Origin of the sequence: Mesorhizobium sp. M0701 (assembly GCF_040320365.1) — a bacterium.
Classification (GTDB): domain Bacteria; phylum Pseudomonadota; class Alphaproteobacteria; order Rhizobiales; family Rhizobiaceae; genus Mesorhizobium.
Map to the genome: position 1 here is coordinate 1 of NZ_JAMYPO010000028.1, position 26,578 is coordinate 26,578.

Below are 26,578 nucleotides of genomic sequence, written 5' to 3' on the forward strand. Positions count from 1 at the left end.
CTCGTTGAAACGATCGAGGCAACCGAATGCAACAACTACTTCGCAAACGCCGGCTACGCTTCCATCAAAACGTGAAAGGCTCTAGCTGAGGAGGGGGACGCGCTTCCTGGATATGCCACTTGGTAAGCCGGGCCCCGCTTCCGGCACAGGCTGAAGGTCTGCTTCGTAGCGCTAACTGGGCCCTGGCGTGACCCTGCTAAGCTTCCGCTCCTGGCGCAACGTGCTCGTCTGGCAGATGAGACGAACGGCAACTTCCCGCCCATCTCGGCCATTGGCGGCAGCCCGCTGATTGAGTTTTGACCCTAAGGCGCTTTTTGGGACGTGGCCGGTCTCGAAGCAGGTCAGGTACCGAGTTCTTCGACTTCCTCGACGAGTTGCGGACGCTGATGCAGATAACGCGTCGCCTTGCGCTTGGCGATGATATCGGCCCAGACGCGTTCCACTTGTGAGGCGGCCAACCCCGCCGCCTGCCCCACCACTTCGGCCGCCATGTCGTTGTTGAGACCGTAAAGGCAAATATCCATACGGTCATATGGAAGCGAGAAGTAGAACTCCTCCTGTGTCTGCGCCAGCGAGTAGGTATCGGTGGTCGGCGGCCGGTTCCGGATTTCCTCCGGAACGCCGAGATGGGGCGCCAGCGCATAGACCTGCGTTTTATAGAGGTGGGCGATCGGCTTGACGTCCGCGGCGCCGTCACCGTTCTTCACGAAGAATCCCTGATCATATTCCAGCCGATTCGGTGTTCCAAGAACGGCGAAGTTCAGACGATCAGCATGATAGTATTCGATCTGCTTGCGGGTGCGCTGTTTCATATTGGTAGCGGCGACGACGCCGAGATAGACAGGCAACGGCATTCTCAGTTTCGTCTGCTTGCCTTCGGGATCCTGCACCACCAGCGACGAGATATTGTAGCCCCCGCCCTCAAGGGCGTTCGCGATCACGATCTTCGAAGCCCAGCCTTCGCCGTATTCCGGGACCAATTCGCGGATGAAGGCGTCGCGACGCTGGTAGCAGCCCATTGCGCGCAGGATCGGCCCGATATCCTCCGTCACAGCCTCGACACCGAAAGTTTCGGCGACGAGGCGGCCGAGCCGCAGACTTTCAGGATCGGAATCGCTTTCCGGCATGAACAGGCAAAGCACATTCTTGGGGCCGACGGCACGTGCGGCCAACGCGACCGACACGCTCGAATCGATCCCGCCCGAAAGACCGAGCACAAGGCCCCGCTTGCGAAGCCCGCGCAACTGCTGGCGCAAGGCCGTTACGATACGGTCCGTTTCGGTGATCAGGTCGATTGCCAGAGCCTGCGCCAGAAAGGTCCGCGCATCCTCGGTCGGGCGAACATTCATTGCGCGGCCTCCATCATCTCTGCCGCAAGCCGACGGCTGACCTTGCCGGTATCGGTCTTCGGCAGCTCGCGGCGGAACTCGATGACCTTGGGGACCATGAAGTCCTCAAGGTGGCGTGCACAGTGGCGAATGATATCCTTTTCGCCAAGCGCTGGGTCGGAGCGTACTATAACTGCGCCGATCGCATGCCCGAGCACGGGATCCGGCACACCGACAACCACCGCTTCCGCGATGCCCGGATGAGCATGAAGCACGGCTTCCACTTCCTTGGGCGCCACCTTCTCTCCCCGTGTCTTTATGATGTCGTCCTTGCGGCCGACGAAATAGAGAAAGCCGTCCTCATCGGCCCTGAACAGATCGCCGGTGTAGAGAACCTTCTCCCAAGGGTTCGGGCCTGGGCGCAGGGTTTGTTCCGTCGCAGCTTCGTTTCGCCAATAACCCTGCATGAGGTGCGGCCCGCGAATGACCAATTCACCTGCTATGCCCGGCGGCACTCGTTGCCCATGGTCGTCGACGATAAAGGCTTCGGTGTTTGGAATGGCTATTCCGACCGACCCCGGCCGGCGGTCGAGCTCCTCGGGCGGCAGATAGGTGCAGCGCTTGCATTCCGTCAGGCCATACATCGAATAGAGCCTGACACCGGGAAAAAGGAACCGCAAGCGTTCTATGTGAGCCGGCGGCAAGGCAGCCGCCGTGTTGGAAATATAGCGAAGGCTGGGCAGGAAGCCCGGCGCCAGATCACGCATCTGCAGGATCATCGCTGCCATCGTGGGCACGAGCGGAAGCCCGGTGACGCCTTCCTGGCGGATGCGTTCAAAGACCGCCTGGGGAAAAGCGAAGGACTTCTCGAGCACGAGCGTGGCGCCGAGCCTGACAGCCATCAGCAACTGATAGAGGCCGTAGTCGAAAGCGAGGGGCAGAACATTCAAGATGATGTCGTCTGGGGAGTTGCGCAGATAAGTGATGATGGAGCCCGCCGCCGCGTCGCAATTGCGGTGCGTCATCATCACGCCCTTGGGCCGGCCGGTCGAGCCCGAGGTGTAGATCAACATCGCAAGATCGACGTCAACGCCGCGGTGGTCAATCTCCCTGGCTTGGAACGTCAAGCAATCCGCCAGGGATGTGGCCCCTGCCGGGCATTGATTATCGGCAGCAACGGTGGAAGCCACGAAGATGCCGGTCTTGCCGGACGATCCGCACGCCTCGGCGACCACGGGCATCAGTTTTGCTTGCGTGAGGATCGCAGCGGCATCGCAATCGGCGATGATGTAGGCCAGCTTTTCGGCCTTGGTGGATGCGTTGATCGGACTGAAAGTCGCGCCTGCTTTAAGAACTGCGAAAATCGAAACCGCAGCCTCCCAGCAATTGTCCATGAAGATCAGCACCCGGTCGTCGCGCCTGACGCCATTCATGAAAAGGGCGGCGGCCAGACGGCTCGAAAGATCGTCCAGCTCTTCATAGCACAGCCTTTTGTGCTCGGTGATCAATGCCGTTTTGGCTGGATGGGCAGCGGCCTTCGCCGTCAGAAAATGTTCGATCCGCACGGACGCTCCTCGCCGATGGCGCCTACGCTGCCAGCGCTTCTGCCTTTGCCTTGATGAAGGCTGAGATGCGGTCAATCGAATCCAGATTGGCCGGTACGATGTCGGCATCGACCATCGCTATGCCGAAATCATCCTCTATGAATGCCACGAGCTCCAACACGGCCGTCGAGTCGATGATGCCGTTCTCGATCAGTGATGCGGAGTCTGCAAGCTCGTAGGACGTGTCCCCGAACAGGAAGTTGTCGACGACAAAGGTTTTGACCTTGTCCTTGATTGCTATCATGATTTTTCATTCCCTCGATTTCTCAGGCCGCTCGTGCTGCACCGACCTTTTCGCCAGTGAAAATCTTCTGCCACAGTTGCGTCGACAAAATGCCGACGAAAGCCGCATTGTCGCGGAATCCGGACGCTGGCTGCAAGCGGCATTTCTCGTGCAGGTTCGCCACCGCCTTGGCGTTGAATAGTCCTCCGGCGGCGATGCTCGCCTCGCTCAGTGAGTCGCGTACGTAGTCCAGTTCTCCCGCTCCAACGAAGGAGCGGGCTTCCGGTGCCCGGTAAGGCTGTTTGGTGCGCTCGCGGATGGCCGTCGGAAGCAGGTGCTTGGCAGCTTTGCGCAATATGTGTTTTTCCACCAGTCCCTTCAGCTTCACCTCCGGCGGAAGTCGGGCCGCAAACTCTACCAAGCGATGGTCAAGGAAGGGGAAACGCCCTTCGATACCGTGCGCCATGGCCATGCGATCGCCCTGGCTGGAGAGGATGTAGCCCGGCAGGAGAAAGCGGGTTTCGAGATATTGCGCCTGATGCAGCGGATGCCACCGGGAAAATGCCTCAGGCAACCGGCTGGCCAGGTCCTCGGCTGCGTCATACCCCTTCAATGTCGCGCGCAGGTCGCCGGAAAAGAACATCTTCGCCGCTGATGTGGTCTTGAACCGCGGCCGATGCGAGAACAGCGGATCGTCCAGGGCAGCGCTGCCGGTTCCGAAGAACGCAGCCAGGTACTCCACGGACTGCTGTTGCAGGCCCGGCAGATAGGGATAAAGCTTGCGGAACAGTTGTGGCCTTATGCGCGATGCCGGCTGTCGCGCGCAGAAACGGCGAACCCGCGCTTCCTTGAAGACATCATAACCGGCAAAGACCTCGTCGGCGCCTTCGCCTGTCAGCACCACTTTCAAACCGGCCTGGCGAACGAGGCCAGACAATTGATATAGGGGGGCCGGGGCGGTGCGGATGATCGGCCGCTCGGTAAAGCGGATGACTTCGGGAAACACACCGGCGATATCGCCGGCACGGCAGGCGATGGTTCGATGCTGAGTGCTAATTGCCGACGCCATTTCGGTCTGGAAGGCGCTTTCGTCATGCTCGGCGCTGTCGAACGTCACGGAAAATGTCTGCAGCTTAAGAGGAGTCATGCCGGCCGCGAGTGCCGAAACGAGGGATGAATCGAGCCCGCCCGAAAGGTAAGAACCGACCGGCACGTCGGCGCGCATGCGAAGCCTCACCGCGTCGGTCAACAGGGCCTGCAGTTCCTCGGCCGCGTCGTCCTCATTGGTGATCTTCGATGGCGTATCCGGATACGGGTAGTCTAGGTGCCAATATGGTTTGACCGTGACTTGCCCCTGTGTCGCGATCATCACGCTTGCCGGCTCCAGCTCGTGGATGTTGCGGAAAGCCGTGCGTGGAGCGATCGGCGCCCACAGCGTAAAGATCTGGTCGAGTGCAATCGGATCGATTTCGGCCGAGACGCCGGGTATCTTCAGCAGGGCCTTTATCTCCGACGCAAAGTAGAGCACCCCGTCCTTGCTGGTGTAGAACAGCGGCCGAACACCCATGCGGTCTCTTGCAAGCACCATCCGCCGCCGCCGGTTATCCCAAATCGCGAAGGCGAAATCACCGTTCAGGAGCGACAGGCAGTCTTCGCCCATCTCGTCATACAGCTGCAGGAGAACTTCGGTATCGCTCGATGTGCGGAAGCGTCGGCCCTTGGCCAGCAGCCCTTCGCGCAATTCCACGTAGTTGAAGATCTCGCCGTTGAACGCAATCGTCAAATTGCCGGTTTCGTCGGACATCGGCTGCTGGCCATCGCCAATCCCGATCACCGACAGCCGCGCATGCCCAAGTCCAGCCTCGGGCGCTACGAATTTCCCTTGTTCATCCGGCCCGCGATGGGCGATCGCAGACGTCATGCGCGCAAGCAAAGCTTCCGCATCCCGGACTGAACCGAAATAGCCCCCGAATCCGCACATCCACACAGCTCATACTGAACAGCAAGCCACGAAACATAGCGGTCATAAGCGCCTCAAAGGTTAATCGGATACTTTTCAGCAAGCATGTGGTTAACAGGATGTTAGGACAAAATGATGCTTTTGCGGACCGACTTGCGCCCCACTCCAGGTGTCACGCTTGAAGGCGTCACGGCGAGCGTTGCAAATCACTGCTTCGAGTACGGCCGGTACCAGGCAACAAACTTCTTCAGCCCGTCCTCTATCGAAACGCTAGGCCTGAAACCGAAATTCCGCTCCAGCGCGGTCATGTCGGCGTAAGTCTTCTCGACGTCGCTCGCCTGCATCGGTTCGTTGTGGCGGATTGCCTTGACCTCGAGCAGCCTTTCCAGAATGTCGATGAAGTCGCCCAGACGCACCGGCCGGTTGTTGCCGACATTGTAGAGCCTGTTCGGCGGAACGTCAGCCGCCGGCGGCTTGTCGAGCACGGCGACAACCGCCTTCACAACATCGTCTATGTAGGTGAAATCGCGCCACATTTCGCCATTGTTGAAGACCCGGATCGGCTTGCCCTCGAGCATCGCCTGGGTGAACATCCAATAGGCCATGTCGGGACGGCCCCAGGGACCGTAGACCGTGAAAAACCGCAGGCCGGTCTGCGGTATGCCGAACAGATGGGCGTAGGTGTGGCTCATCAACTCATCAGTTTTCTTGGTGGCAGCGTAAAGCGAAACGGGCTTGTCGACCGGATCGGCTTCGCTGAACGGCACGCTGCGGTTGCCGCCATACACCGAGCTCGACGAGGCATAGACCAGATGCTCGAATGCCGGTTCGGCGCGACAGAATTCGAGCACTTCGAGGTGGCCCATGACATTGGAGCGGATATAGAGCCGCGGATTGTCGAGTGAGTGGCGCACGCCCGCCTGCGCGGCAAGGTGCACGATCCTAACGATGCCTTGCCCGGCCAAAGCGGCTGTAAGCGCGCCCTGTTCGGCAATATCGATCTGGTGGAACGAAAAATCCTTGTGGGGCAGAAGGCGGGCAAGCCGCCCCTTTTTGAGCGCCAGGTCGTAATAGTCGTTCATGTTGTCGACGCCGACGACCGCTTCTCCCCGGTCGAGCAGATGGTGGCAAACGTGGCTGCCAATGAACCCCGCGGCTCCGGTGACAAGTATAGGCAACAAGCTTCTCCACGCGCATAGCCGGGCCGGTATCTGGAGCGGCAGATCCGGCCCATTTTGTCGTGCTATAGTCGAAAGCCGAGGTGGAGACCACCATTAAGCTGATGCGTCAGCTTGCCTCGCGCATGGCTTCGGCCGCCTGCAGGTCAACCGACACCAGTTGGCTGACGCCTTGCTCGGCCATGGTCACCCCAAACAGCCGGTCCATGCGCGCCATGGTGATCGGGTTGTGTGTGATGATGACGAAGCGCGTTTCGGTGGTTGCGGCCATTTCGTCCATCAGATTGCAGAAACGCTCGACATTGTGGTCGTCGAGCGGCGCGTCGACTTCGTCGAGCACGCAGATCGGCGCCGGGTTGGTCAGGAACACGGCGAAGATCAGCGACATCGCCGTCAACGCCTGCTCGCCGCCGGACAGCAGCGTCATCGTCTGCGGCTTCTTGCCGGGCGGGCGCGCCAAGATCTCGAGCCCCGCTTCGAGCGGATCGTCGGACTCGATCAGTTGCAGCTCGGCGGTGCCGCCACCGAACAGATGCGAAAACAGCCGTTGAAAATGGCCGTTGACCACCTCGAAGGCGGCGAGCAGCCGCTCGCGGCCTTCGCGGTTCAGGCTATGGATCGCCTGCCGCAGCTTGCGGATCGCCTCGATGATGTCGTCGCGCTCGGAGACGATGGTCTCCAGCCGGTCCGACAGTTCCTTCTGCTCCTCCTCGGCGCGCAAATTGACGGCACCGAGCCGTTCGCGTTCGACCTTCAGCCGGTCGAGCTGACGCTCGATCTCGGCCATTTCGGGCATCGGGCTGTCGGATTCGAGGCCGGTGTGGCGGATCACCAGATGCGGCGGCGTGTTCAGCGTTTCCTGGATGCGCGCCTCGACTTCCAGCCGACGCTCGTCGGCGGCGGTCAGCCGCTCTTCGGCGCGAACGCGGGATTCGCGCGCCTCGGCCAGCGACTGGATGGCAGCAGTCGCAGCCTTGTCCAGCTCGGACTGCCGGTTCTCCGCTTCCTGCAAGCGGTCGCCCGCTGCCTTGCGCAGGCTTTCGGCCTCGGCGAGCTGCGACAGCAGGGCGCGCCGCTTGGCGTCAATCTCGTCGGGGGCGTCGGCCAGTTGCTCGCGCTCGGCCTCGGCCTCTGCCTTGCGTTCGCCGAGCGCCGCGATCTGCGTCGAGGCGTTTTCGGCGCGCTCGACCCAGTTGCGCCGTTCAACGCCGATGGCGTCGAGCCGACGCGCACGTGCCTCGGCTTCCCGCGTCAGGCCCTCGTGAACGGCACGCGCATCGGCAAGGGCGGCGCGGTCGCGGGCGACGTTGGCGGCCGACTGCTCGAGCTGCAATTGCAGATCGCCGAGATCGGGCGCGTCCTGCAGCAGCATTTCCGCCTCGACGAATGCCGCCGCCGTTTCCTCATGGCTGTCGACAATGCGTGCGCGCGCCTCGTCAAGTGCTGCACGCCGGCTCGACAGCTCGCCGCCGGCTTTTTCGGCCTCGGCCAGCGTGTTGCGGGCAGCGTCGAGCCAGTGCTGGGCGTCGCGCCCGGCCTGTCGGGCGTTGCGTTCGGCATCGCTCGCCTGGGCAAGCGCCTGTTCGGCCTGGGCAAGGGCTTGTTCAGCTTCGCGCAGGGTGCGCGTGGCATGGACTGCTTCGGCATCGAGCTCGGCCAACCGGTTTTTCTGCGCCAGCCGCTGCGCGGCGGCGGTCGGGGCATCGGCGCTGGCGGTGAAGCCGTCCCAACGCCAGAGCGCGCCTTCGCGGCTGACCAGCCGTTGACCGGGAGCAAGCAGCGTCTGCAGCCGTCTTCCGTCGGCGGCTTCGACAATGCCGATCTGGGCCAGCCTGCGGGCCAGCTGTGCCGGCGCACGCACAACGCTGGCGAGGCTCCTTATGCCTTCGGGCAATGCGGCGTCGGCAGGCTGGATTTCGCTCTGGCCCCAATGTACCGGCGCACTGCGGTCGAGCGGCACGGCGAGATCTTCGCCAAGCGCGGCACCCAGCGCCGTCTCGTAGCCACGCTCGACGCTGATCTGCTCCAGCACCGAGGGAAATAGATCGCCGCTGGCGGCGTTGAGGATCTTGGCCAGCGTGCGGGCCTCGGTTTCGATCCGCGCCAGCTCGGCCTTTGCGTCCTGAACCGGTGGGCGGGCAGCACTTTCGCCTGCACGCGCCTCGGCGACCGCCTGTTCGGCGGCAATGGCGGCTGCCTCAGCCTCTTCGAGCAGCGTCAGCGCCTGATCGACCAGCAGCCGCTTCTCGGCGGGATCGGGCAGGCCGGCGACCCTGGAGACGATCTCCGACAGTTCGCGGTCGACATCGGCAAGCTGGCGGGCAAAGCGGTCGCGGCGCTCAGCGGTGTCGCGCAGCGTCCGTTCGATCTGGTTGCGCGAGGCGGCAGCCTCCGCCCGTTCGGCGGTCAGCGCGGTGAGCCTGGCCTCGCTCGAGGCAAGCGTCGATGCCGCCTGCTCGAAAGCCGCGCGGGTGCTGGCCTCGCGCTCGGCGGCGCCGGCGTTTTCGGCGTTGAGCGCGGCTTCTTCGGCGGCGAGGCGTTCGAGGATATCCGCATTGTCGCGGATCATGCGCTCCTCGCGGGCAAGGTCGCCATCGAGCTGTTGCAGTCGGCGGTCGAGCTCAGCCTGGCGGGCGCGGATGCGGCCTGCCTCTTCCTCGATCTGCGCCTTGGCGATCGATAGACGCTGGAAGGCGGCGGCGGCAGCGGCTTCCGCATCGCGCAGGTCCGGCAGCCGGTGGGCGTTGATGCCTTGTTCCCTGGCGGCAGCCATCTGGGCGGCGGCACGGTCACCGACCAGCGCGGTGGCAATCGCCAGCGCCGAACGCGCTTCGCCTTCCTGCGTCTTGGCCAGCGTCCAGCGCAGATGCAGCAGCGTCGCTTCGGCCTTGCGGATGTCGGCCGACAGGTTCTTGAAGCGCGAGGCCTGGCGGGCCTGGCGTTTCAGGCTTTCGATCTGGCTTTCCAGCTCGCCGACGACGTCGTCCAGCCTTTCGAGGTTCTGTTCCGCCGCCTTCAGCCGCAGCTCGGCTTCGTGGCGGCGCGTATGCAGGCCGGAAATTCCGGCCGCCTCTTCCAGCAGCGCGCGGCGCGCCTGCGGCTTTGCCTGGATCAGCTCGCCGATGCGGCCCTGGCCGACCATCGAGGGCGAGCGGGCGCCGGTCGACTGGTCGGCGAACAGCAGCTGAACGTCCTTGGCGCGAGCCTCCTTGCCGTTGATGCGGTAGAGCGAGCCGGCCTCGCGCTCGATGCGGCGCGAGACCTGCAACTCGTCGGCGTCGTTGAAGGCGGACGGCGCGGTGCGGTCGCTATTGTCGAGGAACAGCGTGACTTCGGCGGTGTTGCGGGCCGGACGCGTTCCCGAGCCGGAAAAGATGACGTCGTCCATGCCGGACGCACGCATGTTCTTGTAGGAGCTTTCGCCCATGACCCAGCGCAGCGCCTCGACCAGGTTCGACTTGCCGCAGCCGTTCGGCCCGACGATGCCGGTCAGGCCGCGTTCGATGACGAACTCGCCGGGTTCGACGAAGGATTTGAAGCCGAGGAGGCGAAGGCGCGAGAACTTCATTCGCGCCGGCTCATAGCCAAGTTTCGCAAAACTGTGCCGCGGTTTTGCAAAGAGAACCCGCGGCAAGACAAAGAAGTGCGCACGCCGAAGCTACGCCGCTTCGGCGCTGCCGAAACGTCAGAGCAGAGGGTCGATGATGGCCGACATTTCCGCAATCGACATCGCCCCTTTGTAGGTCTTTCCGTTGATGAAAAAGGTCGGTGTGGAATCGACCTTGAATTCGTCGGCGCCGCGCTTCTGGACGGATCTCACATCGTCCAGAAGTTTCTGGTCCGTCAAGCAGGCCTCGAAGGACTCCTGTGTAAAACCGGCAAGCTTGGCGATTTGCAGCAGTGCGTCCTTGGTATTGTTCACACCAACCCAGTTCGCCTGCTGCCTGAACAGTACGTCGACCATCGGGAAATAGTTGTCCTTGGAGCAGCGCGCCAGCATGAAACCGGCCTCGGCGCTGGGATCGAACGGAAACTCGCGCAGTATGTAACGGGCCTTGCCGGTGTCGATATATTTCGTCTTCAGCTCCGGAAAAGTGGTCTCGGCGAAATGCGCGCAATGCGGGCAGGTCATCGATGCATATTCGACGATGGTGACCTTTGCATCGTCCTTGCCGAGCTGCATGTCGGGCAATGCGCCGGGCTTCAGCAGCGCCGCCATATCGACCGTGCCCTGAGCCTCCGGCGCCGCCGCGGCGGCCGGAGCGGCCGGCTTCGCAGGTTCCGGAGCCGCAGGCTTCACATCCTGCGCCTCGGCTTTCTCGCCCGAGTCGCTGCAGGCGGCAAGCAGCGCCACCGCTGGTATTGCGGCCAGCGAAGTCAAAAGGTTTCTGCGGGACAAGGAACGGATCATACGAATCACCTGGCAACAGTTGGATTTTGCAATGCAAAGTCTACAAAAAGCGAGAGTTGGCGCGAATTAAGGCATTACCGCCCCCATTCCAATCGCCAAATCCGGGCATACCATCACGATAGCGCGAGATCACGGTTTCTTTTGACCGAGAATGGTGGCGCCAAGCCGCTCCAGCGAGGCGCGCAGCCCGCCGTCCTCGATCAAACGAACGGTGCCCGACAGCTTCGCTTTCTCGGCCGCAGTCAATGGCCGCAAACTGGGTTTCGGCTTGTCCTTGCCCGCCATTACCGGCTTCTGCACGATCCTGATGCGACCTATCGCATTGAAACCGAGGAAGGCATTGACCCGGTTGATGATCTCGCCGGTCTCGTGCTGCAGATGCAGCGCCGCCACACCCTCGCAGGCAATCACCAGCACCGCCGGTTCGAAAGGATCGTCCTCGTGCATGCGGCGCGGCCACTGGATCTTTTCCGGGCGCGAGCGGCCGGCAAGCCGCGGCCCGGCAATTTCTTCCCATGACTGGACCAGTCCGATCGACATACCGGCCCGCTTGCGCAGCACTGGGTCGAGGATCTCGGTTGCGAGATCGCTCACCGGAACGGGATTGCCGAAGGGCCTTTTCCCTGCCATGTGCGTTCTCCAGCTTCAGCACCAATGGATTAGGGCCGACCCTCGATCAATGGCACTGCACGACCAGACCCGCAAGGCCGTATCCGGAGACAATGTCGAGATCGCCTCCCGGCTGCTTGGCTGGTACGACGCGCATCACCGCGACCTGCCCTGGCGCGTTTCGCCGCGCACGCTGGCGGGCGGGGCGCGGCCCGATCCCTATCTGGTCTGGCTTTCCGAGGTGATGCTGCAGCAAACCACGGTCGAGGCGGTAAAATCCTATTTCCGGGCGTTCGTGCAGAAATGGCCAACGGTCCAGGCGCTGGCGGCGGCACCGACCGAAGACGTCATGAAGGCCTGGGCCGGGCTCGGCTATTATTCCCGCGCCCGTAACCTCAAAGCCTGTGCCGATCTCGTCGCGCGGCAAGGCGGCCGCTTTCCGGACAGCGAGTCCGGCTTGAAGGAACTGCCCGGCATCGGCGCCTATACGGCGGCGGCGATCGCAGCGATCGCCTTCGACCGACCAGCCGCGGTCGTCGACGGCAATGTCGAACGGGTCGTCTCACGGCTGTTTTCGATCGCCACGCCGCTGGGCGAAGCCAAGGGCGAGATACGCGGCCAGGTCGAACGCATGGTTCCCCCGACAAGGCCCGGCGACTTCGCGCAGGCGATGATGGACCTGGGCGCGACGATCTGCACGCCGCGCCGGCCCCGCTGCATGCTGTGCCCCGTTCGCGAGGATTGCAGCGCCACAATCTCGGGCGACCCCGAACGCTTTCCGGTCCGCCTGCCCAAGGCCGAAAGACCCCTACGCCGCGGTGCCGCCTTCGTTGCCGTCAGGGGCGACGGCGCCGTGCTTTTGCGAAAGCGCGTCGAAAAGGGCCTGCTCGGCGGCATGACTGAGGTGCCGACGACCGGCTGGACGGCGCGCATAGACGGCGCCACCACGGAAGCGGCAGCCCCGTTCCCCGGCGACTGGCGGCGGGCCGGACGCATCGGCCATGTCTTTACTCATTTTGCGCTTGAACTCTACGTGTTCAAGGCGGACACCGACAGCGTCGCCCCGGCCGGGCATTTCTGGTCGCTGGCGCATGAAATTTCCGGGGAAGCGCTGCCGAGCGTCATGAAAAAGGTAATCGAAGCGGCGATACCGGGCGCGACGAAAAAGCAGCGGCCGCGTTGAAAGAGAGAAGAATGACTGAAATCCGCCACATCGTTTTCGACATCGGCAAAGTGCTGATCCACTATGATCCGGACCTGCCCTTCAGTCGCTTGATCCCCGATCCCGACGAACGGAAATGGTTCTTCGACAATGTCTGCACGCATGATTGGAACATCGAGCAGGATCGCGGCCGCAGTTGGGAAGAGGCCGAAGCGCTGGCGATCGCGCAATATCCCGAGCACGCCGAAAATATCCGCAATTTCCGCCGGCACTGGCACGAGATGGTGCCTCACGCCTATGAGGACAGCGTCGCCATCATGATCGGCCTGATCGACAGCGGCCATGACGTGACGATGCTCACCAATTTCGCTGCGGATACGCTCGCCGAGGCCCGCGAGCGCTTCGATTTCCTCAATCGGCCGCGCGGCGTCACCGTTTCCGGCGACATCCGCCAGATCAAGCCGGATCGCGCCATCTATGACCACCACGTCGCCGCGTTCAGCCTCGAACCGTCAGCGACGCTGTTCATCGACGACAGCCAGAAGAACGTCGACGGCGCCAAGGCGGCGGGCTGGCAGTCGGTGCTGTTCACCGATGCAAGGACGCTCAGGGCGGACCTTGAGCGTCTTGGGATCAAAGTGTGATTTGAATCGGTTCCAGGAGTTGGTTGAGCCTTCGCATTAACCGATCTGTCGCAACTCGGAAGCCGTCAGGCGCCCGCCCGCTCCATGCCTAGCCGAGCAATGCGGCGAAGCTCGTCGATCGGGGTCAGGCCGCCGCTGCGCTCATAATGCCAGAAGGTCCATCCGTTGCAGGCGTCCAGCCCCTGCACCTCGGCGCCGATCTTGTGGATCGACCCGGCACTGTCGCCGATGGCCAGCGTGCCGTCGGCGCGCACTTTTGCCGCCCAGCGCTTCTTGGCGTCGTAGAGCGTGGCGCCTGGCGCCACCAAGCCATTGTCGAGAAGCGTGACGAATGCGACGCGCGGCTCAGCCCGCTTGCCGGTCAGTACCGTCAAGTTGGCGCCTTCCAGCGGCCGGACCGCATCGATACGTTCCATGGCGGCATCGATATAGGTTTGTTCGCGCTCGATGCCGACGAAGTGGCGGCCAAGCCGCTTGGCCACAGCCCCGGTGGTTCCTGAACCGAAGAACGGGTCGAGCACGATGTCGCCCGGCCTGGTCGATGCCGTCATGATGCGGGCAAGCAACGCTTCCGGCTTCTGCGTCGGATGCAATTTGTCACCATTGTCGTTCTTCAGGCGCTCGCCGCCGGTGCAGATCGGAAACAGCCAGTCCGAGCGCATCTGGACGTCGTCGTTCGATGCCTTCAGCGCCTCGTAGTTGAAAGTGTAGCCCTTGCCCTTCTGGTCGCGCGATGCCCAGATCATCGTCTCATGCGCGTTCTGGAAACGGCGGCCACGGAAATTGGGCATTGGATTGGTCTTGCGCCAGACGACGTCGTTGAGGATCCAGAAGCCCAGGTCCTGCATCTTTGCCCCGACCCTGAAAATATTGTGGTAGGAGCCGATAACCCAGATCGTGCCGTTGGGCTTCAACACACGGCGCGCCGCCAGCAGCCAGGCGCGGGTGAAGGCGTCGTAGGCCTCAAAACTGTCGAACTGGTCCCAATGGTCGTCGACGGCATCGACCTTGGATTGGTCGGGCCGGTGCAGATCGCCATCGAGCTGCAAATTATAGGGCGGATCGGCGAAGATCACGTCGATCGACTTTTCCGGCAGCCGTTCGAGCGCGGCGACGCAGTCGCCCTTCAGGATCGTATCCAGCCACTCGGATTGCTGGGGAGCATCGGAAAGCTCGTCGAGAAGACGCACGGCAGACATTGTGACACCCAAGGCACGCGTTACTGTTTACTGTCCGTTATGGTTACCGATCAGCGTAAATATTCAGTGAAGCAGCCCGCCGAATTTGCGAAGCACGGCCTGTTGGTGTATGCCGCGCCGCCTGAGCCGTTTGGACCAAAGGGCCTCGGCATTCCCCTCATCCCGCTTTCCGGATCACCATGCCTCAGCCAGACCTTGTCATCTTCGATTGCGACGGCGTGCTCGTCGATTCCGAAATCATCGCCGCGCGGATCGATGCCGAGCTGTTGACCTCGGCCGGCTACGAGATATCGGCCGAGGAGATTTCCGCGGTCTATGCCGGGTTGACTTTCAAGGACATCATGATGCGGGTCGAGGAAAAGTCCCGGATCCCGTTCCAGGCCTCGCTGATCGACAAGGAGGAACAGCTGGTCGATCGTCGGCTGCGCAGCGATGTGCGTGCCATCGACGGGGCGCACGAGGCTGTCGCCGCGGTAGCAGTGCCGCGCTGCGTCTGTTCGAATTCGCGTTCGGAGCGAATCGAATTCATGCTGGAGAAGGTGCAGCTTTTGCCGTTCTTTGCCGGCCGTATCTTTTCCTCGCTGGAAACCCCGACCGGGAAATCCAAGCCGGCGCCGGACGTGTTTCGGTTCGCCGCGGAAAAGCTCAAGGCCGATCCTGCGAACACCTTTGTCATCGAGGATTCGGTGCATGGCGTCACCGGCGCCAAGACGGCGGGAATGCGCGTCATCGGCTTCACCGGCGCGGCGCACAGCTATCCCGGCCACGCCGATGCGCTGACCGAGGCCGGCGCGGAAACGGTCATCCGCCGCTGGGCGGAACTGAAAAGCGTGATCGCCGCGCTGTCGGAATGGTCGGCGGACGCCTGAGAGGCCGCCTCCAACCGCCGTGGCGCGAATGCAGCGGCTTAGTTGGTCGCGGCGGCTTTCTTCTTCCTCGGCTTGTCTGTCGCTACTTTCGGAGCGCCCTCGTCATACCCGGCATACGCCTGGTAGTCCTTCGCCGTCGGCTCCGGAACGACGACGTTGGAATCGGTGAAGACGAACTGCGTGGCACTCGAAGGATCAGTAACCTGGACCTGATAGGAGTGAAGCTGCGAATAGAGAACTTCGGTGCCGTGCATCACCGCGATGCGGATCGGCATGGTGATGGTCCCGGGGGTGAACATCGGGCCAGGCACGACCTTGCCGGCGACGGCTATCTTCATCGACAAGGAGCCGTTGGCGCGGCTGCAGTCGCGGGTCACATCGGTGATCGAGGCCTGATAGATGATCTTGGCGGAATCGTCCGGCTGATCGGCGCCAGCCGCGTCCGCTGCCGGCTGGGCGGCTTCCTCGGCGGCAACATCGGTTTTTTTCTTCGGCTTCGGACCGCTCTTGGCGTAGGTATTGAAGAAGGCGGTGCCGTCCCGCAACGTCACTTTCGGGCAATAGGCCTGCAGCTGGCTGGAAAGCACCTTGGGATCGGGTGGCGGTGGCGGTGTTGTATCCTTTTTGCCGAAGCCGAGAATTCCATTGTCGCTCGATTGGCAACCTGCGGCGGCAAGCATAAAGCCGGCGAGCGCCAGACCCGCGACAAAACGACCGTTGAATGAATGAAACGCCATGAACTGCACTTCCCTCTCGCAAAGCCGGTGACGTATATCAACCGCGCGGCAAAAATGCGACTGAGCCTGCGCAGAAATCCACCACCTCGCGGCGGGCGAAAATTCCCGGCAGCAATGGAAACGTGACGATGCAATATGTGAGTACCCGCGGGGAAGCGCCCGCGCTTGGATTTTCCGACGCGGTGCTGGCCGGACTGGCGCGCGACGGCGGGCTCTACCTGCCGAGCGCCTGGCCGCATTTTTCCGCAGCCGAGATCCGCGCCATGCGCGGCCTTGCCTATCCCGATCTTGCCATCCGTGTGCTGTCGCCGTTCCTCGGCGGCGAGATCGCGGCGCCAGTGTTCGAACGGCTGGTGCGCGAAGCCTATGCGACCTTCCGCCATGAGGCCGTCTGCCCGCTGGTGCAGACCGGGCCGAACAGCTTCGTGCTGGAGCTGTTCCACGGCCCGACGCTCGCGTTCAAGGACGTGGCGATGCAGCTTCTTGCGCGGCTGATGGACCATGTGCTGGCCGAGCGCGACCAGCGCGCCACCATTGTCGGTGCCACCTCCGGCGACACCGGAGGGGCCGCCATCGATGCCTTTGCCGGGCGCAACCGCACCGACATCTTCGTGCTTTTCCCGCACGGCCGCGTCTCGCCGGTACAGCAGCGGCAGATGACGACCTCGACCGCCGCAAACGTCCATGCGTTGGCGATCGAAGGCAATTTCGACGACTGCCAGGGCCTGGTAAAGGCCATGTTCAACGACCACGGTTTTCGCGACCGGGTATCGCTGTCCGGCGTCAACTCGATCAACTGGGCCCGCATCATGGCCCAGATCGTCTATTATTTCTCGTCCGGCCTGTCGCTCGGCGCGCCCGACAGGCCGGTTTCCTTCACCGTGCCGACCGGCAATTTCGGCGACATCTTCGCCGGCTATGCCGCCAAGAAGATGGGGCTGCCGATCGAACGGCTGATCATCGCCACCAACGACAACGATATTCTGGCGCGCACGCTGGCGACCGGCGAATACCGCATGAAGGGGGTCTTTTCGACCACGTCGCCCTCGATGGACATCCAGGTGTCTTCGAACTTCGAACGCTTGCTGTTCGAAGCGTCCGGCCGCGATGCCTCGACCGTGCGGCGCTACATGAACGGGCTCAAGCAGTCCGGCGCCTTCACCATCGAGGCCGGCGAAATCGCCAAGATCCGCTCCGAATTCGACGCCGGCCGCGCCACCATGGACGAGGTCGCCGCCACCATCCGCACCACACTTGCGGCGAGCGGCTATCTGCTCGACCCGCATACGGCCGCGGCCGTGCATCTGGCCGCCGGCAAGGCTGCGGGTGAGGTGCCGATGGTGGTGCTGGGCACTGCGCACCCGGCAAAGTTTCCCGCCGCCGTCGAAGCCGCCAGCGGCGTGTCGCCTGCCCTGCCTGCATGGCTAGGCGGGTTGATGAGCGCCGAGGAAAAATACACGGTACTTCCATCCGACCTGAAAATGGTGGAAGATTATCTCGGCCGCCACACGCGGGCGGCGCGTTAGGGAGTAATTGCCATATGGGTGTTGAGGTAAGCCGTCTGTCGAACGGCCTGACAGTCGCCACCGAAACCCTTCCAAGCCTCGAATCTGTTGCCCTTGGCGCCTGGGTCAAGTCGGGCGCACGCAACGAGCGTGACGAAGAGCACGGAATGGCGCACTTGCTCGAGCACATGGCTTTCAAGGGCACTAGGCGGCGAAGCGCCTTCGAGATTGCCTCGGAGATCGAGGACGTCGGCGGCGAGATCAATGCCGCCACCAGCGTCGAGACGACTTCCTATTATGCAAGGGTTCTGAGCGACGACGTGCCGCTGGCCGTCGATATCCTTTCCGACATCCTGCAGGAATCCGAATTCGATCCGCAGGAGTTGGAACGAGAGCAGCATGTGATTCTGCAGGAGATCGGCGCCGCGCACGATACGCCCGACGACGTCGTTTTCGATCACTTTACCGAGACCGCCTTCCGCCACCAGACTATCGGCCGCTCGATTCTTGGCACGCCGGAAACCGTCAAATCCTTCACTTCGAAGCAGCTGCACGACTTCATCGAACGACAGTACGGCGCCGAGAACATGGTGATGGTGGCGGCCGGCGATATCAAGCACGACGATTTCGTGCGGGAGGTCGAAAAGCGTCTCGGCAGCTTCCGCGGCAAGGCCGACGGCACCGTCCCGCAATATGCGCAATATGTCGGCGGCGATTTTCGCGAGGACCGCGACCTGATGGACGCGCAGATCGTGCTGGGTTTCGAGGGCCGCGCCTATCACGTCCGCGATTTCTATGCCTCCCAGGTCCTGTCGATGATCCTGGGCGGCGGCATGTCGTCGCGACTTTTCCAGGAAGTCCGCGAAAAACGCGGCCTGTGCTATTCGGTCTATGCCTTCCATTGGGGTTTTTCCGACACCGGCGTCTTCGGGGTCCATGCGGCGACCGGACAAAGCGATATTGCCGAGCTGGTGCCTGTGATCATCGACGAGCTGCAAAAGGCCGGTGAAAACATCCTGCAGGAGGAGCTCGACCGGGCGCGTGCCCAATACCGCGCCGGGCTGATCATGTCGGCCGAGAGCCCGGCCAGCCGCGCCTCGCAGATCGCCAGGCAGTTGCTTCTGTTCGGCAGGCCGATCGCCAAGGAAGAGCTGATGGAGCGGCTGGCGGCGTTGACTGTCGAGCGGCTGACGGATCTGTCGTCCCGGCTTTTTTCGACCAAGCCGACGCTTACAGCCGTCGGGCCGGTGGGTACGCTCGCGCCCTATGAGGCCATCCTCGATTCGCTTTCGGGCACGCAGACCACTGCCCGTAAGCTTGCCGTCTAAGCCTATTCGAGCGTCGTGTTCGCGCTCCCTTTCTTTCGCCGCGACCTGCCGGCACTGAAGGGCGAGCTTGTCACGCTGCGCGTACCGCTGACCAACGACTATCGCGAGTGGTCGGTGCTGCGCAGTGAAAGCCGCGCTTTTCTTGAGCCGTGGGAGCCGCGATGGACCCCTGACGAACTCGACCGCACGGCGTGGCGGCATCGTATCGGGCGCTACCGCGAGGACTACGCGCAGGGGACGGCGATCGCCTTCTTCATCTTCGAGAAAAGCAGCGGCAAGCTGGCCGGCGGTATCACCCTCGGCAATATCCGCCACGGGGTCGCCCAAAGCGGCCATATCGGCTACTGGATCGGCGAGCGCTTCAGCGGACGCGGCCTGATGACCGATGCCGTCAAAGTGGTGACGCGTTTCGCCTTCGAAACGCTGCGATTGCACCGGATCGAAGCTGCCTGTATCCCCGATAACGCCCGGTCGATCCGCGTGCTTGAAAAAGCCGGATTCCGGCGCGAAGGACTGCTACGATCCTATCTCAGGATCAACGGCATCTGGCAGGACCATTACCTATACGCCCGAATCGCGGACGATCCGCCGGGCGTTGGAACAAAGGGCTGATTTTGACGAATTTTCTGCGCAACGGGTCGCTGCTTGCCTTTATGCTGGCGGCAATCGTCACGCTCTGCGCGGCATCCTCGGCGTTTGCCGTAGAACCGATCAAGATCGCCCGCGACGACGTTGCGCTCGATCTTTCGGGGGCCGTCTTGATCTACCGGAACCAGGGCGAGAATTTTCAGGTGTCGACCGCGCCAGGCCCGGACGGCATCGTGCGGCGCATCGAGGTCGAGGCCAATGATGCGCGCTCGACCGGTGACTGGGCGGTGTTCGCGCTGGCCAATACCACCGACCAGCAGCTCGACAGGCTGATTGTCGCACCGCATTTCCGGCTGGTGAATTCCGGCCTGTTCTGGCCGGATCTCGGCTCGACCCGTATCGCTGCGATCACGCCCAGCGAAGGCTTTGCGCTCGACCGTCAGACCAGCCCCGACGCCGACGTGTTCCGGGTGACGTTGAACCCCGGAACGGTGATTACCTTCATCGCCGAGCTCGCCTCGCCCAAGCTGCCGCAGGTCTATCTGTGGGACCCTGAATCCTACAAGGACTCGGTCAATTCCTACACGCTGTTTCGTGGCATCGTCATCGGCATCGCCGGCCTGCTGGCGCTGTTCCTGACCATTCTTTTCGTCGTCAAGGGGACCTCGATGTTCCCGGCAACGGCGGCCCTAGCCTGGGCGGTGCTTGCCTATATCTGCGTCGATTTCGGCTTTCTCAACAAAATCATAGAAATCTCACCGGGCAATGAGCAGATGTGGCGCGCCGGAACGGAGGTGGCGCTTGCGGCGACCTTCGTGGTGTTCCTGTTTGCCTATCTCAACCTCAACCGGTGGCACGGCCATTTCAGCTACGGGGCACTGGTCTGGATTCTCGGGCTGGTGCTGATCGCCGGTGTCGCCATCATCGATCCGGCGGTTGCCGCCGGCATTGCCAGGCTGTCCTTCGCCGCCACCGCGCTGACCGGGCTCGGCCTGATCATCTTCCTCGGTATCCGCGGTTACGACCGCGCCATCATGCTGGTGCCCAGTTGGGTGATGGTTCTGCTGTGGCTATGCGGATCGTGGATGGCAATCACCGGCATGCTGGACAACGATATCGCTCAGCCGGCGCTGGGCGGTGGGCTGATCCTCATCATCCTGCTGATCGGCTTCACCGTGATGCAGCACGCTTTTGCCGGCGGCGCGCTGCATCAGGGCCTGTTCTCCGACCTTGAGCGGCAGGCGCTGGCGGTTGCCGGATCGGGCGATACTGTGTGGGACTGGGACGTGCTGCGCGACCGCGTCGTCACTCGTCCCGACGTCAGCATTCAGCTCGGTCTTGCCCCCAACAGCCTCGGCGGCCCTGCCCGCAACTGGCTGCCGGTGCTGCATGCCGACGACCGCGACATGTTTCGCACGACACTCGACGTGGTGCTCGAGCACCGGCGCGGCCGGGTGTCGCAAAACTTCCGCCTGCGCGGCGCCGACGGGCACTATCACTGGTTTTCGTTGCGCGCCCGGCCGGTGATCGGCTCGGACGGCGAGGTCATCCGCTGCGTCGGCACCATGGTCGACGTGACGGAGCAGAAGAAATCCGAGGAACGGCTGCTGCATGACGCCGTGCACGACAATCTGACCGGCCTGCCCAACCGCGAGCTGTTCATGAACCGGCTGGAGGCGATCATTTCGATTGCCCGCACCGAAGAGAAGGTGCGCCCGACCGTCTTCGTCATCGACATAGACCGGTTCAAGCAGGTCAATGACGGGCTCGGCATCTCGGCCGGCGATACCATCCTTTTGACTATCGCGCGGCGGCTGCACCGACTGCTCAAGCCGAAGGATTCGCTGTCGCGCTTTGCCGGCGACCAGTTCGCGCTGATGCTTTTGTCGGAGCAGGATCCGGCCCGCATCGCGGCCATTGCCGATGCCATCAAGCACGCCATCAACAACCCGATCACCTTCGCCAAGCGCGAGATCGTGCTGACGGCCTCGATCGGGCTGATCACCTGGACCGCCACGCAGACCTCGGCCGAGGACATGGTCAAGGATGCCGAGCTTGCCATGCATCAGGCCAAGCGCTTCGGCGGCGACCGGATCGAGCCATTCCGTCCCGCCTTCCGCACCGTCGGCACCGACCGGCTGCAGTTCGAGTCCGATCTGCGCCGCGCCATCGAACGACGCGAATTCACGCTTGCCTACCAGCCGATCGTGCGGCTGGAGGACGGCAGCGTCGCAGGCTTCGAAGCGCTGCTGCGCTGGGACCATCCGCGGCGCGGCATGATCCCGCCGGCGGATTTCATTCCGGTTGCCGAAAACTGCGGCCTGATCGTGCAGCTTGGGCTGTTTGCCATGCAACAGGCTGCCGAAGACCTGGCGGGATGGCAAAAGCAGATCGGCGATGCGCCGCTGTCGGTCTCGGTCAATCTGTCCAGCCGCCAGCTCATCCGCCGCGACCTGGTCAGCGACGTCCGCTCGGTGATCGCGCGAGCCAACCTGAAACCGCGCTGCTTCCGGCTCGAACTCACCGAATCGCTGGTGATGGACAATCCCGAGCAGACCGCCCATGTGCTGACCAAGCTGAAGCAGCTTGGCATCGGCCTGTCGCTGGATGATTTCGGCACCGGCTATTCATCGCTGGCCTATCTGACGCGCTTTCCGTTCGACACCATCAAGATCGACAAGAGCTTCGTCGACGACGCGACGCCGAAACGCGCGGTGCTGCTCAAATCAATGGTCAACATGGCGCATGAACTCGGCCTGTCGGTTGTCGCCGAAGGCATTTCGGACGAGAGCGATGCGCTGGAGTTGCGGCAGATGGGCTGCGAATACGTGCAGAGCTTCATGTTCGGCGCGCCGATGCCGGGCGACCAGGTGCTGAAGACGCTGAAGGAACAGTATCCGTTGACCCAAGCGTGACAAGTTTCAGGACGTAATGAGGTTCAGGCGTGACCGGCAGCCAGGCTGAGATGCGCGAGATCGATGCCGATCGAGGCGAGAATCCGGTCATATTTGCGATCGATGTCGGCGTCGAACAGAAGCTCGGCACTTGCCGGGCAAGTCAGCCAGCCATTCTCGACGATCTCGTTTTCAAGCTGGCCCGCACCCCAGCCGGCATAGCCGAGCGCCATCAGAGCCCGCCGGGGTCCGCGGCCGGAGGAGATGGCGCGCAATATGTCGACGGTCGCGGTCAGACAGACATCGTCGGACACGGCGAGCGAGGATTCCACCCGGTAGTCGCCCGAATGCAGAACGAAACCGCGGCTGCGATCCACCGGTCCGCCATTGCGCACGACGAAGTCGCGCGCCGGCGGCGGCAGGCGAATTGCCTCCAGCTCGTTCATGATGCCGAGTTGCACGAGCAGGTCCGGAAACAGCATCTGCTGCGTCTGGTTGATGATCAGCCCCATCGCGCCTTCGTCGCTGTGCGCGCAAATGTAGATGACGGAGCGCGTGAAGCGGTCGTCCTTCATGCCGGGCATGGCAATCAGGAACTGATCGTCGAGAAAGCCCGGTCCTGCGGCCGTCCTTTTATGGCGCAACAAATCCATGTCCACAGCGTAACGCGTTTCCGGGGCGTCGAAAAGATGGGCGGCGCCCGATTTGATCAGGCTCGTAAATCGAAGGTCACGCAAATATGATGCCGGCGGCGTCATGAAATCATTGTGCGGCCATCAACAGACGATCAAATCATCGCCATGCAAAGCTTGAAAATCCTGCTGCTTAGCGTGGCCATTGGATCGGCGACCGGCTTCCCCGCCTCAGCCTCCTCGTCGGCCTGGTACAACAGCGAAGGCGGCAGGGTGCGGCTGGTAACAAGCGGCAAAGCCGACGAGGCCGGACGTCTCCAGGGCGTCCTCGACATTGCGCTGAAGCCCGGCTGGAAAACCTATTGGCGCGATCCGGGCGATGCGGGCGTGCCGCCACAGATCGACGTCTCGGCCAGCACCAACATTGCCGACGCGACGCTTTCGTTTCCGCCGCCGCAGCGCCATGACGACGGCTATGGCAAATGGGCCGGCTACGACCACCCGGTTTCGTTGCCGGTGACGTTCACGCTTGCCGCGCCCGGCCAACCGGCCGTCATCGATGCGGACATCTTCCTCGGCATTTGCGAAACCATCTGCATCCCGGTGCAGACAAGGCTGACCGTCGATCCCGGCGCCGATCCCGACAACGCCGAGGATGCGGCACTGGTCAAGGCGGGCCTTGCAACCCTGCCCGCCACGGCAACGCCCGATTTCGGCATAAACGTACTGCCGGGCGACCACGAAACGCTGATTGTCGAAGCGAGCTTTCCGGGCAGCCCCGAGGGCGCCGACTTCTTCGTTGCCGGCGAACGCGACTACATGTTCGGTGCCCCGGCACGCAGCGAAAAGGATGGCAAGCTGATCTTTACTGTGCCGATCCTCGACAGGCCGTCGACAACGCCAACCGATGGCGGCCTGCACTACACACTGACAAGCGCCGCAGGCGCGGTCGAAGGCCTGTTGCCATTCCCGTGATGCCAACGTCTGGACGGTTGCCGGGCGCGCCTTAATTCGCTATCGCAAGGACACTCCCTTCCATTTCCAAGCGAGGACCATCATGACGATCTCCGTTGGCGACAAACTGCCCGATGCGACCTTCAAGACAATGACCGCCGACGGTGCAAAGCCGATCACGACGGGCGAGATATTCTCAGGAAAGACGGTCGTGCTGTTTGGCGTTCCAGGCGCTTTCACGCCGACCTGCAGCAACAATCATCTGCCCGGCTACCTGGATAATTACGACGCCATCCTGGCGCGCGGCGTCGACACTATCGCCGTTGTCTCGGTCAACGATGTTCACGTCATGGGGGCTTGGGCCCGCTTCAGCGGCGGTGAAGGCAAAATCCTTTATCTTGCCGATGGCAATGGCGATTTCGCCAAATCGGTCGGCCTCGACGCCGACCTCTCCAGCGGCGGCATGGGGCTGCGCTCAAGGCGTTTTTCGATGATCGTCGATGACGGCAAGGTCACCGCACTCAATGTCGAGACAAAGCCCGGCGTCGACGAGTCCGGTGCGGCTCACATTCTCGGACAGCTTTCCGTCCTGGCGACAGCATAGGCCTGGGACGGCGGCGGGCGCCTTCGAGCGCTCAGCGTCCAAAGGACGCTGACTTTTGCATCGGCGCATGATTCTTCCGAAAGCCGACCCGGTTTTCGGGGCCATGTGTCGGCCCTTCGGGACTGCTTGCTTTTGGGGACCTCGATTATGTCCGACATCTTGTGGCGCAGCGTCGCGATCGGCATCGGCGCAACCGCGCTTATGGATGTCTGGGCGATTTTCCTGAGCAAGGTGTTTGCTCAACCGCGGCCGAACTGGGGGCTGGTCGGCCGCTGGGTCTGGCATCTCAGGGAAGGCAAGGTCTTCCATGACGACATTGGCGAGGCCTCGCCCTACCCGCATGAATCAGTACTTGGCTGGGCCTTTCATTATGCTGTCGGCATCGTCTACGGCGTCATACTGGTCGTGCTGGCCGGAACGGCCTGGCTCACCGCGCCGACCTTCCTGCCGGCTTTTATGCTCGGCATCGTCACCGTCGGCGCCGGGTGGTTTCTGCTGGCGCCCGGCATGGGCGCCGGCTGGGCCGCTTCGAAGCGGCCCAATCCGATGCAGGTCCGCGCCCTCAATCTTGTGTCGCATACGGTGTTTGCCATCGGACTGTTCGGCACCGCCCTTCTGATCCGCTGACACGCCAGTTCAACCGGATCAATAACTCTGGGTCGAGCGCCGAACCTTCTTGGCCGCCGATTGCCTGGACTGGGTGCCTTCCTTCGGCGGCACGGACGCGAGCACGGGTTTCGCCGACTTCGTCTTGAATGGCGCCATGCCGAGCCGCGCCAATTCGTCGGCGCGCTCGTTCTCAGGATGGCCGGCATGGCCCTTGACCCAATGCCAGGTGACCTGGTGGCGGTTGCGCGCAGCGTCGAGCTGCTGCCACAGCTCGGCATTCTTCACCGGCTGTCGGGCAGCGGTTTTCCAGCCGTTGCGTTTCCAGCCATCGATCCAGCCGAAAATGCCGTCCTTGACGTAATTGCTGTCGGTATAAAGGTCGACGACGCAAGGCTCCTTGAGCGCATTGAGCGCCGAGATGGCCGCCAACAGTTCCATACGGTTGTTGGTGGTCAGAGCCTCGCCACCATGGAGCTCCTTGATTGCGCCGTTGAAGCGCAGGATTGCGCCCCAGCCGCCAGGCCCGGGATTGCCCGAACAGGCACCATCGGTGAAGATTTCAACGCGCTTGGTCATGTCAGTCCATATTCGGAAGGAGAGTTGATCGCCCGGTGGAAGCGCATCCGGCGGATATACTCGGTCGGGTCGCGTTTCATCACCAGCCCGCCGTCCGGGACCGTCAGCCAGTCGTAGAGCCGGGTCAGCATGAAGCGCAGCGCCGAGCCGCGCGCCAGCATCGGCAGCGCAGCTTTCTCGTCACTGCTCAACGGCCGCACGCTTTGGTAGCCGGCAAGCAGCGCCGTGCCCTTGGTCAGATTGAAGGAAAAATCCTTCTCGAAGCACCAGGCGTTCAGGCACGTGGCAACGTCATAGGCGTAGAGGTCGTTGCAGGCGAAATAGAAGTCGATCAGCCCGGACAGTTTCTCGCCGAGGAAGAACACATTGTCCGGGAAAAGATCGGCATGGATGATGCCTTGCGGCAGACCGTTCGGCCAGTTCCGCTCGAAATCGGTGAAATCGGCATCGACCTCGGCCGCCAGTCCCGGCTCGACCTCGTCGGCGCGGGCGCGGGCGGCATTCCACAGCTTGCGCCAGCCATCGATGGCAAGGGCGTTGGGGCGGGTCATCGGAAAATCCGCGCCGGCGAGATGCAGTGCCGCCAGCGCCTTGCCGACCTCGCCGCAATGCGCAGCCGTCGGCCGCCGCAGCGACAGGCCTTCGAGAAAGGTGATGATGACCGCCGGCCGGCCGGCAAGTGTTCCGATCACACCGCCATCATGTGCGGTGACCGGGAGCGGGCACGAAATGCCCTTTCTGGCGAGGTGGGCCATGAGGCCGAGAAAGAACGGCAGGTCAGCCTTGTCGACGCGCTTCTCGTAAAGCGTCAGTATGTAGGAGCCGCTGCTGGTGTGCAGCAGAAAATTCGAGTTTTCGGTGCCTTCGGCGATGCCCTTGTAGGACAACAGGTCGCCGACCGGATAGTTCCTGAGGAATGCGCCGAGCTCGCCCTCGTTGACGTCGGTGTAGACCGCCATCGTTG

23 protein-coding genes are annotated in these 26,578 nt (G+C 62.8%); 10 read left to right on the forward strand and 13 right to left on the reverse strand.

The genetic code is table 11. The features are described 5' to 3' along the window. Positions 1-341: 341 nt before the first annotated feature. The 8 genes from nadE to NKI24_RS23320 all read right to left on the reverse strand — a co-directional run bounded on the left by nadE (position 342) and on the right by NKI24_RS23320 (position 11,334). On the reverse strand, positions 342-1,349 hold the full coding sequence (gene nadE / locus NKI24_RS23285) for an NAD(+) synthase (RefSeq protein WP_352748678.1): 1,008 nt from the start codon (positions 1,347-1,349) through the stop codon (positions 342-344). After that, positions 1,346-2,893 carry a class I adenylate-forming enzyme family protein gene (locus NKI24_RS23290; RefSeq protein ID WP_352748681.1) on the reverse strand — a complete coding sequence of 516 codons (1,548 nt, stop codon included), beginning with the start codon at positions 2,891-2,893 and terminating at the stop codon, positions 1,346-1,348. Before NKI24_RS23290 ends, nadE begins: the two co-directional genes overlap by 4 nt. Before the next feature lie 22 nt (positions 2,894-2,915). Continuing rightward, positions 2,916-3,179 (reverse strand): acyl carrier protein, encoded by a 264-nt coding sequence (locus NKI24_RS23295; protein ID WP_352748837.1) that lies wholly within the window; start codon positions 3,177-3,179, stop codon positions 2,916-2,918. A gap of 19 nt (positions 3,180-3,198) precedes the next feature. Beyond that, a complete protein-coding gene (gene asnB, locus NKI24_RS23300) occupies positions 3,199-5,136 on the reverse strand; it encodes an asparagine synthase (glutamine-hydrolyzing) (protein WP_352748684.1) in 1,938 nt (645 codons plus the stop codon). Between the two features lie 185 nt (positions 5,137-5,321). After that, positions 5,322-6,293, reverse strand: a complete 972-nt coding sequence (locus tag NKI24_RS23305; protein ID WP_352449865.1) for an NAD-dependent epimerase/dehydratase family protein — start codon at positions 6,291-6,293, stop codon at positions 5,322-5,324. Between the two features lie 109 nt (positions 6,294-6,402). Then, positions 6,403-9,861, reverse strand: coding sequence for a chromosome segregation protein SMC (gene smc, locus NKI24_RS23310; protein ID WP_352748687.1), 3,459 nt, complete (start codon positions 9,859-9,861; stop codon positions 6,403-6,405). Positions 9,862-9,978: 117 nt separating this feature from the next. Further along, on the reverse strand, positions 9,979-10,704 hold the full coding sequence (locus tag NKI24_RS23315) for a DsbA family protein (RefSeq protein ID WP_023674158.1): 726 nt from the start codon (positions 10,702-10,704) through the stop codon (positions 9,979-9,981). A gap of 129 nt (positions 10,705-10,833) precedes the next feature. Next, positions 10,834-11,334 carry a DUF721 domain-containing protein gene (locus NKI24_RS23320; protein WP_352748690.1) on the reverse strand — a complete coding sequence of 167 codons (501 nt, stop codon included), beginning with the start codon at positions 11,332-11,334 and terminating at the stop codon, positions 10,834-10,836. 49 nt (positions 11,335-11,383) lie between these two features. On the opposite strand from NKI24_RS23320, the gene mutY reads away from it, so the two are divergent. Together mutY and NKI24_RS23330 are read left to right on the forward strand one after the other, a co-directional pair. After that, the gene (gene mutY / locus NKI24_RS23325; RefSeq protein WP_352449868.1) at positions 11,384-12,496 is read left to right on the forward strand and encodes an A/G-specific adenine glycosylase; all 1,113 of its coding nucleotides are present in this window, start codon (positions 11,384-11,386) and stop codon (positions 12,494-12,496) included. Between the two features lie 11 nt (positions 12,497-12,507). Beyond that, on the forward strand, positions 12,508-13,119 hold the full coding sequence (locus NKI24_RS23330) for an HAD family hydrolase (RefSeq protein WP_352449869.1): 612 nt from the start codon (positions 12,508-12,510) through the stop codon (positions 13,117-13,119). Between the two features lie 65 nt (positions 13,120-13,184). Here NKI24_RS23330 and NKI24_RS23335 read toward each other — a convergent pair whose 3' ends face one another. Continuing rightward, the gene (locus NKI24_RS23335; RefSeq protein WP_352621675.1) at positions 13,185-14,318 is read right to left on the reverse strand and encodes a site-specific DNA-methyltransferase; all 1,134 of its coding nucleotides are present in this window, start codon (positions 14,316-14,318) and stop codon (positions 13,185-13,187) included. A 179-nt stretch (positions 14,319-14,497) separates the two neighbouring features. Between NKI24_RS23335 and NKI24_RS23340 the strand changes: the two genes are divergently transcribed. After that, the gene (locus NKI24_RS23340) at positions 14,498-15,187 is read left to right on the forward strand and encodes an HAD family hydrolase (protein WP_352748694.1); all 690 of its coding nucleotides are present in this window, start codon (positions 14,498-14,500) and stop codon (positions 15,185-15,187) included. 38 nt (positions 15,188-15,225) lie between these two features. Here NKI24_RS23340 and NKI24_RS23345 read toward each other — a convergent pair whose 3' ends face one another. Then, entirely contained in the window at positions 15,226-15,924 is a 699-nt protein-coding gene (locus NKI24_RS23345) for a hypothetical protein (RefSeq protein WP_023674152.1), read from the reverse strand. 128 nt (positions 15,925-16,052) lie between these two features. Here NKI24_RS23345 and thrC point away from each other — a divergent pair, with 128 nt between their 5' ends. The 4 genes from thrC to NKI24_RS23365 are packed head-to-tail and all read left to right on the forward strand — an operon-like array spanning position 16,053 to position 22,260. Then, positions 16,053-17,450, forward strand: a complete 1,398-nt coding sequence (gene thrC / locus NKI24_RS23350) for a threonine synthase (RefSeq protein ID WP_352748697.1) — start codon at positions 16,053-16,055, stop codon at positions 17,448-17,450. Between the two features lie 14 nt (positions 17,451-17,464). After that, entirely contained in the window at positions 17,465-18,757 is a 1,293-nt protein-coding gene (locus tag NKI24_RS23355; RefSeq protein ID WP_352449872.1) for a M16 family metallopeptidase, read from the forward strand. Positions 18,758-18,772: 15 nt separating this feature from the next. Continuing rightward, positions 18,773-19,369: a GNAT family N-acetyltransferase gene (locus NKI24_RS23360; RefSeq protein WP_352449873.1), complete on the forward strand. Its 597-nt coding sequence runs from the start codon at positions 18,773-18,775 to the stop codon at positions 19,367-19,369. A 2-nt stretch (positions 19,370-19,371) separates the two neighbouring features. Further along, complete coding sequence (locus NKI24_RS23365; protein ID WP_352748709.1) at positions 19,372-22,260, forward strand: EAL domain-containing protein; 2,889 nt, start codon at positions 19,372-19,374, stop codon at positions 22,258-22,260. Positions 22,261-22,283: 23 nt separating this feature from the next. On the opposite strand, the gene NKI24_RS23370 is transcribed toward NKI24_RS23365, so the two are convergent. Continuing rightward, complete coding sequence (locus tag NKI24_RS23370) at positions 22,284-22,892, reverse strand: YqgE/AlgH family protein (RefSeq protein WP_031211061.1); 609 nt, start codon at positions 22,890-22,892, stop codon at positions 22,284-22,286. A gap of 147 nt (positions 22,893-23,039) precedes the next feature. Between NKI24_RS23370 and NKI24_RS23375 the strand changes: the two genes are divergently transcribed. From NKI24_RS23375 to NKI24_RS23385, 3 genes are all read left to right on the forward strand, one after another. Next, positions 23,040-23,846, forward strand: a complete 807-nt coding sequence (locus tag NKI24_RS23375) for a protein-disulfide reductase DsbD domain-containing protein (RefSeq protein ID WP_352748713.1) — start codon at positions 23,040-23,042, stop codon at positions 23,844-23,846. A gap of 82 nt (positions 23,847-23,928) precedes the next feature. Further along, positions 23,929-24,429, forward strand: coding sequence for a peroxiredoxin (locus NKI24_RS23380; RefSeq protein ID WP_352589027.1), 501 nt, complete (start codon positions 23,929-23,931; stop codon positions 24,427-24,429). A gap of 147 nt (positions 24,430-24,576) precedes the next feature. Further along, positions 24,577-25,056 (forward strand): DUF2938 domain-containing protein, encoded by a 480-nt coding sequence (locus NKI24_RS23385; protein WP_352748716.1) that lies wholly within the window; start codon positions 24,577-24,579, stop codon positions 25,054-25,056. An 18-nt stretch (positions 25,057-25,074) separates the two neighbouring features. Here the strand turns inward: NKI24_RS23385 and rnhA are convergent, their stop codons facing one another. Together rnhA and NKI24_RS23395 are read right to left on the reverse strand one after the other, a co-directional pair. Further along, positions 25,075-25,614, reverse strand: coding sequence for a ribonuclease HI (rnhA, locus tag NKI24_RS23390; RefSeq protein WP_352476676.1), 540 nt, complete (start codon positions 25,612-25,614; stop codon positions 25,075-25,077). Continuing rightward, positions 25,611-26,573 carry a homoserine kinase gene (locus tag NKI24_RS23395; RefSeq protein WP_352743610.1) on the reverse strand — a complete coding sequence of 321 codons (963 nt, stop codon included), beginning with the start codon at positions 26,571-26,573 and terminating at the stop codon, positions 25,611-25,613. Before NKI24_RS23395 ends, rnhA begins: the two co-directional genes overlap by 4 nt. Between the last annotated feature and the right edge of the window lie 5 nt (positions 26,574-26,578).

Bases quoted from the DNA above. Each gene is read 5' to 3' on its own strand.
- NKI24_RS23395 (WP_352743610.1), bottom strand. From the start codon at position 26,573: ATGGCGGTCTACACCGACGTCAACGAGGGCGAGCTCGGCGCATTCCTC.
- NKI24_RS23370 (WP_031211061.1), bottom strand. From the start codon at position 22,892: ATGGATTTGTTGCGCCATAAAAGGACGGCCGCAGGACCGGGCTTTCTC.
- NKI24_RS23320 (WP_352748690.1), bottom strand. From the start codon at position 11,334: ATGGCAGGGAAAAGGCCCTTCGGCAATCCCGTTCCGGTGAGCGATCTC.
- NKI24_RS23330 (WP_352449869.1), top strand. From the start codon at position 12,508: ATGACTGAAATCCGCCACATCGTTTTCGACATCGGCAAAGTGCTGATC.
- rnhA (WP_352476676.1), bottom strand. From the start codon at position 25,614: ATGACCAAGCGCGTTGAAATCTTCACCGATGGTGCCTGTTCGGGCAAT.
- NKI24_RS23315 (WP_023674158.1), bottom strand. From the start codon at position 10,704: ATGATCCGTTCCTTGTCCCGCAGAAACCTTTTGACTTCGCTGGCCGCA.
- thrC (WP_352748697.1), top strand. From the start codon at position 16,053: ATGCAATATGTGAGTACCCGCGGGGAAGCGCCCGCGCTTGGATTTTCC.
- nadE (WP_352748678.1), bottom strand. From the start codon at position 1,349: ATGAATGTTCGCCCGACCGAGGATGCGCGGACCTTTCTGGCGCAGGCT.
- NKI24_RS23335 (WP_352621675.1), bottom strand. From the start codon at position 14,318: ATGTCTGCCGTGCGTCTTCTCGACGAGCTTTCCGATGCTCCCCAGCAA.
- NKI24_RS23380 (WP_352589027.1), top strand. From the start codon at position 23,929: ATGACGATCTCCGTTGGCGACAAACTGCCCGATGCGACCTTCAAGACA.
- mutY (WP_352449868.1), top strand. From the start codon at position 11,384: ATGGCACTGCACGACCAGACCCGCAAGGCCGTATCCGGAGACAATGTC.
- NKI24_RS23385 (WP_352748716.1), top strand. From the start codon at position 24,577: ATGTCCGACATCTTGTGGCGCAGCGTCGCGATCGGCATCGGCGCAACC.
- NKI24_RS23355 (WP_352449872.1), top strand. From the start codon at position 17,465: ATGGGTGTTGAGGTAAGCCGTCTGTCGAACGGCCTGACAGTCGCCACC.
- NKI24_RS23345 (WP_023674152.1), bottom strand. From the start codon at position 15,924: ATGGCGTTTCATTCATTCAACGGTCGTTTTGTCGCGGGTCTGGCGCTC.
- NKI24_RS23340 (WP_352748694.1), top strand. From the start codon at position 14,498: ATGCCTCAGCCAGACCTTGTCATCTTCGATTGCGACGGCGTGCTCGTC.
- smc (WP_352748687.1), bottom strand. From the start codon at position 9,861: ATGAAGTTCTCGCGCCTTCGCCTCCTCGGCTTCAAATCCTTCGTCGAA.
- NKI24_RS23375 (WP_352748713.1), top strand. From the start codon at position 23,040: ATGCAAAGCTTGAAAATCCTGCTGCTTAGCGTGGCCATTGGATCGGCG.
- asnB (WP_352748684.1), bottom strand. From the start codon at position 5,136: ATGTGCGGATTCGGGGGCTATTTCGGTTCAGTCCGGGATGCGGAAGCT.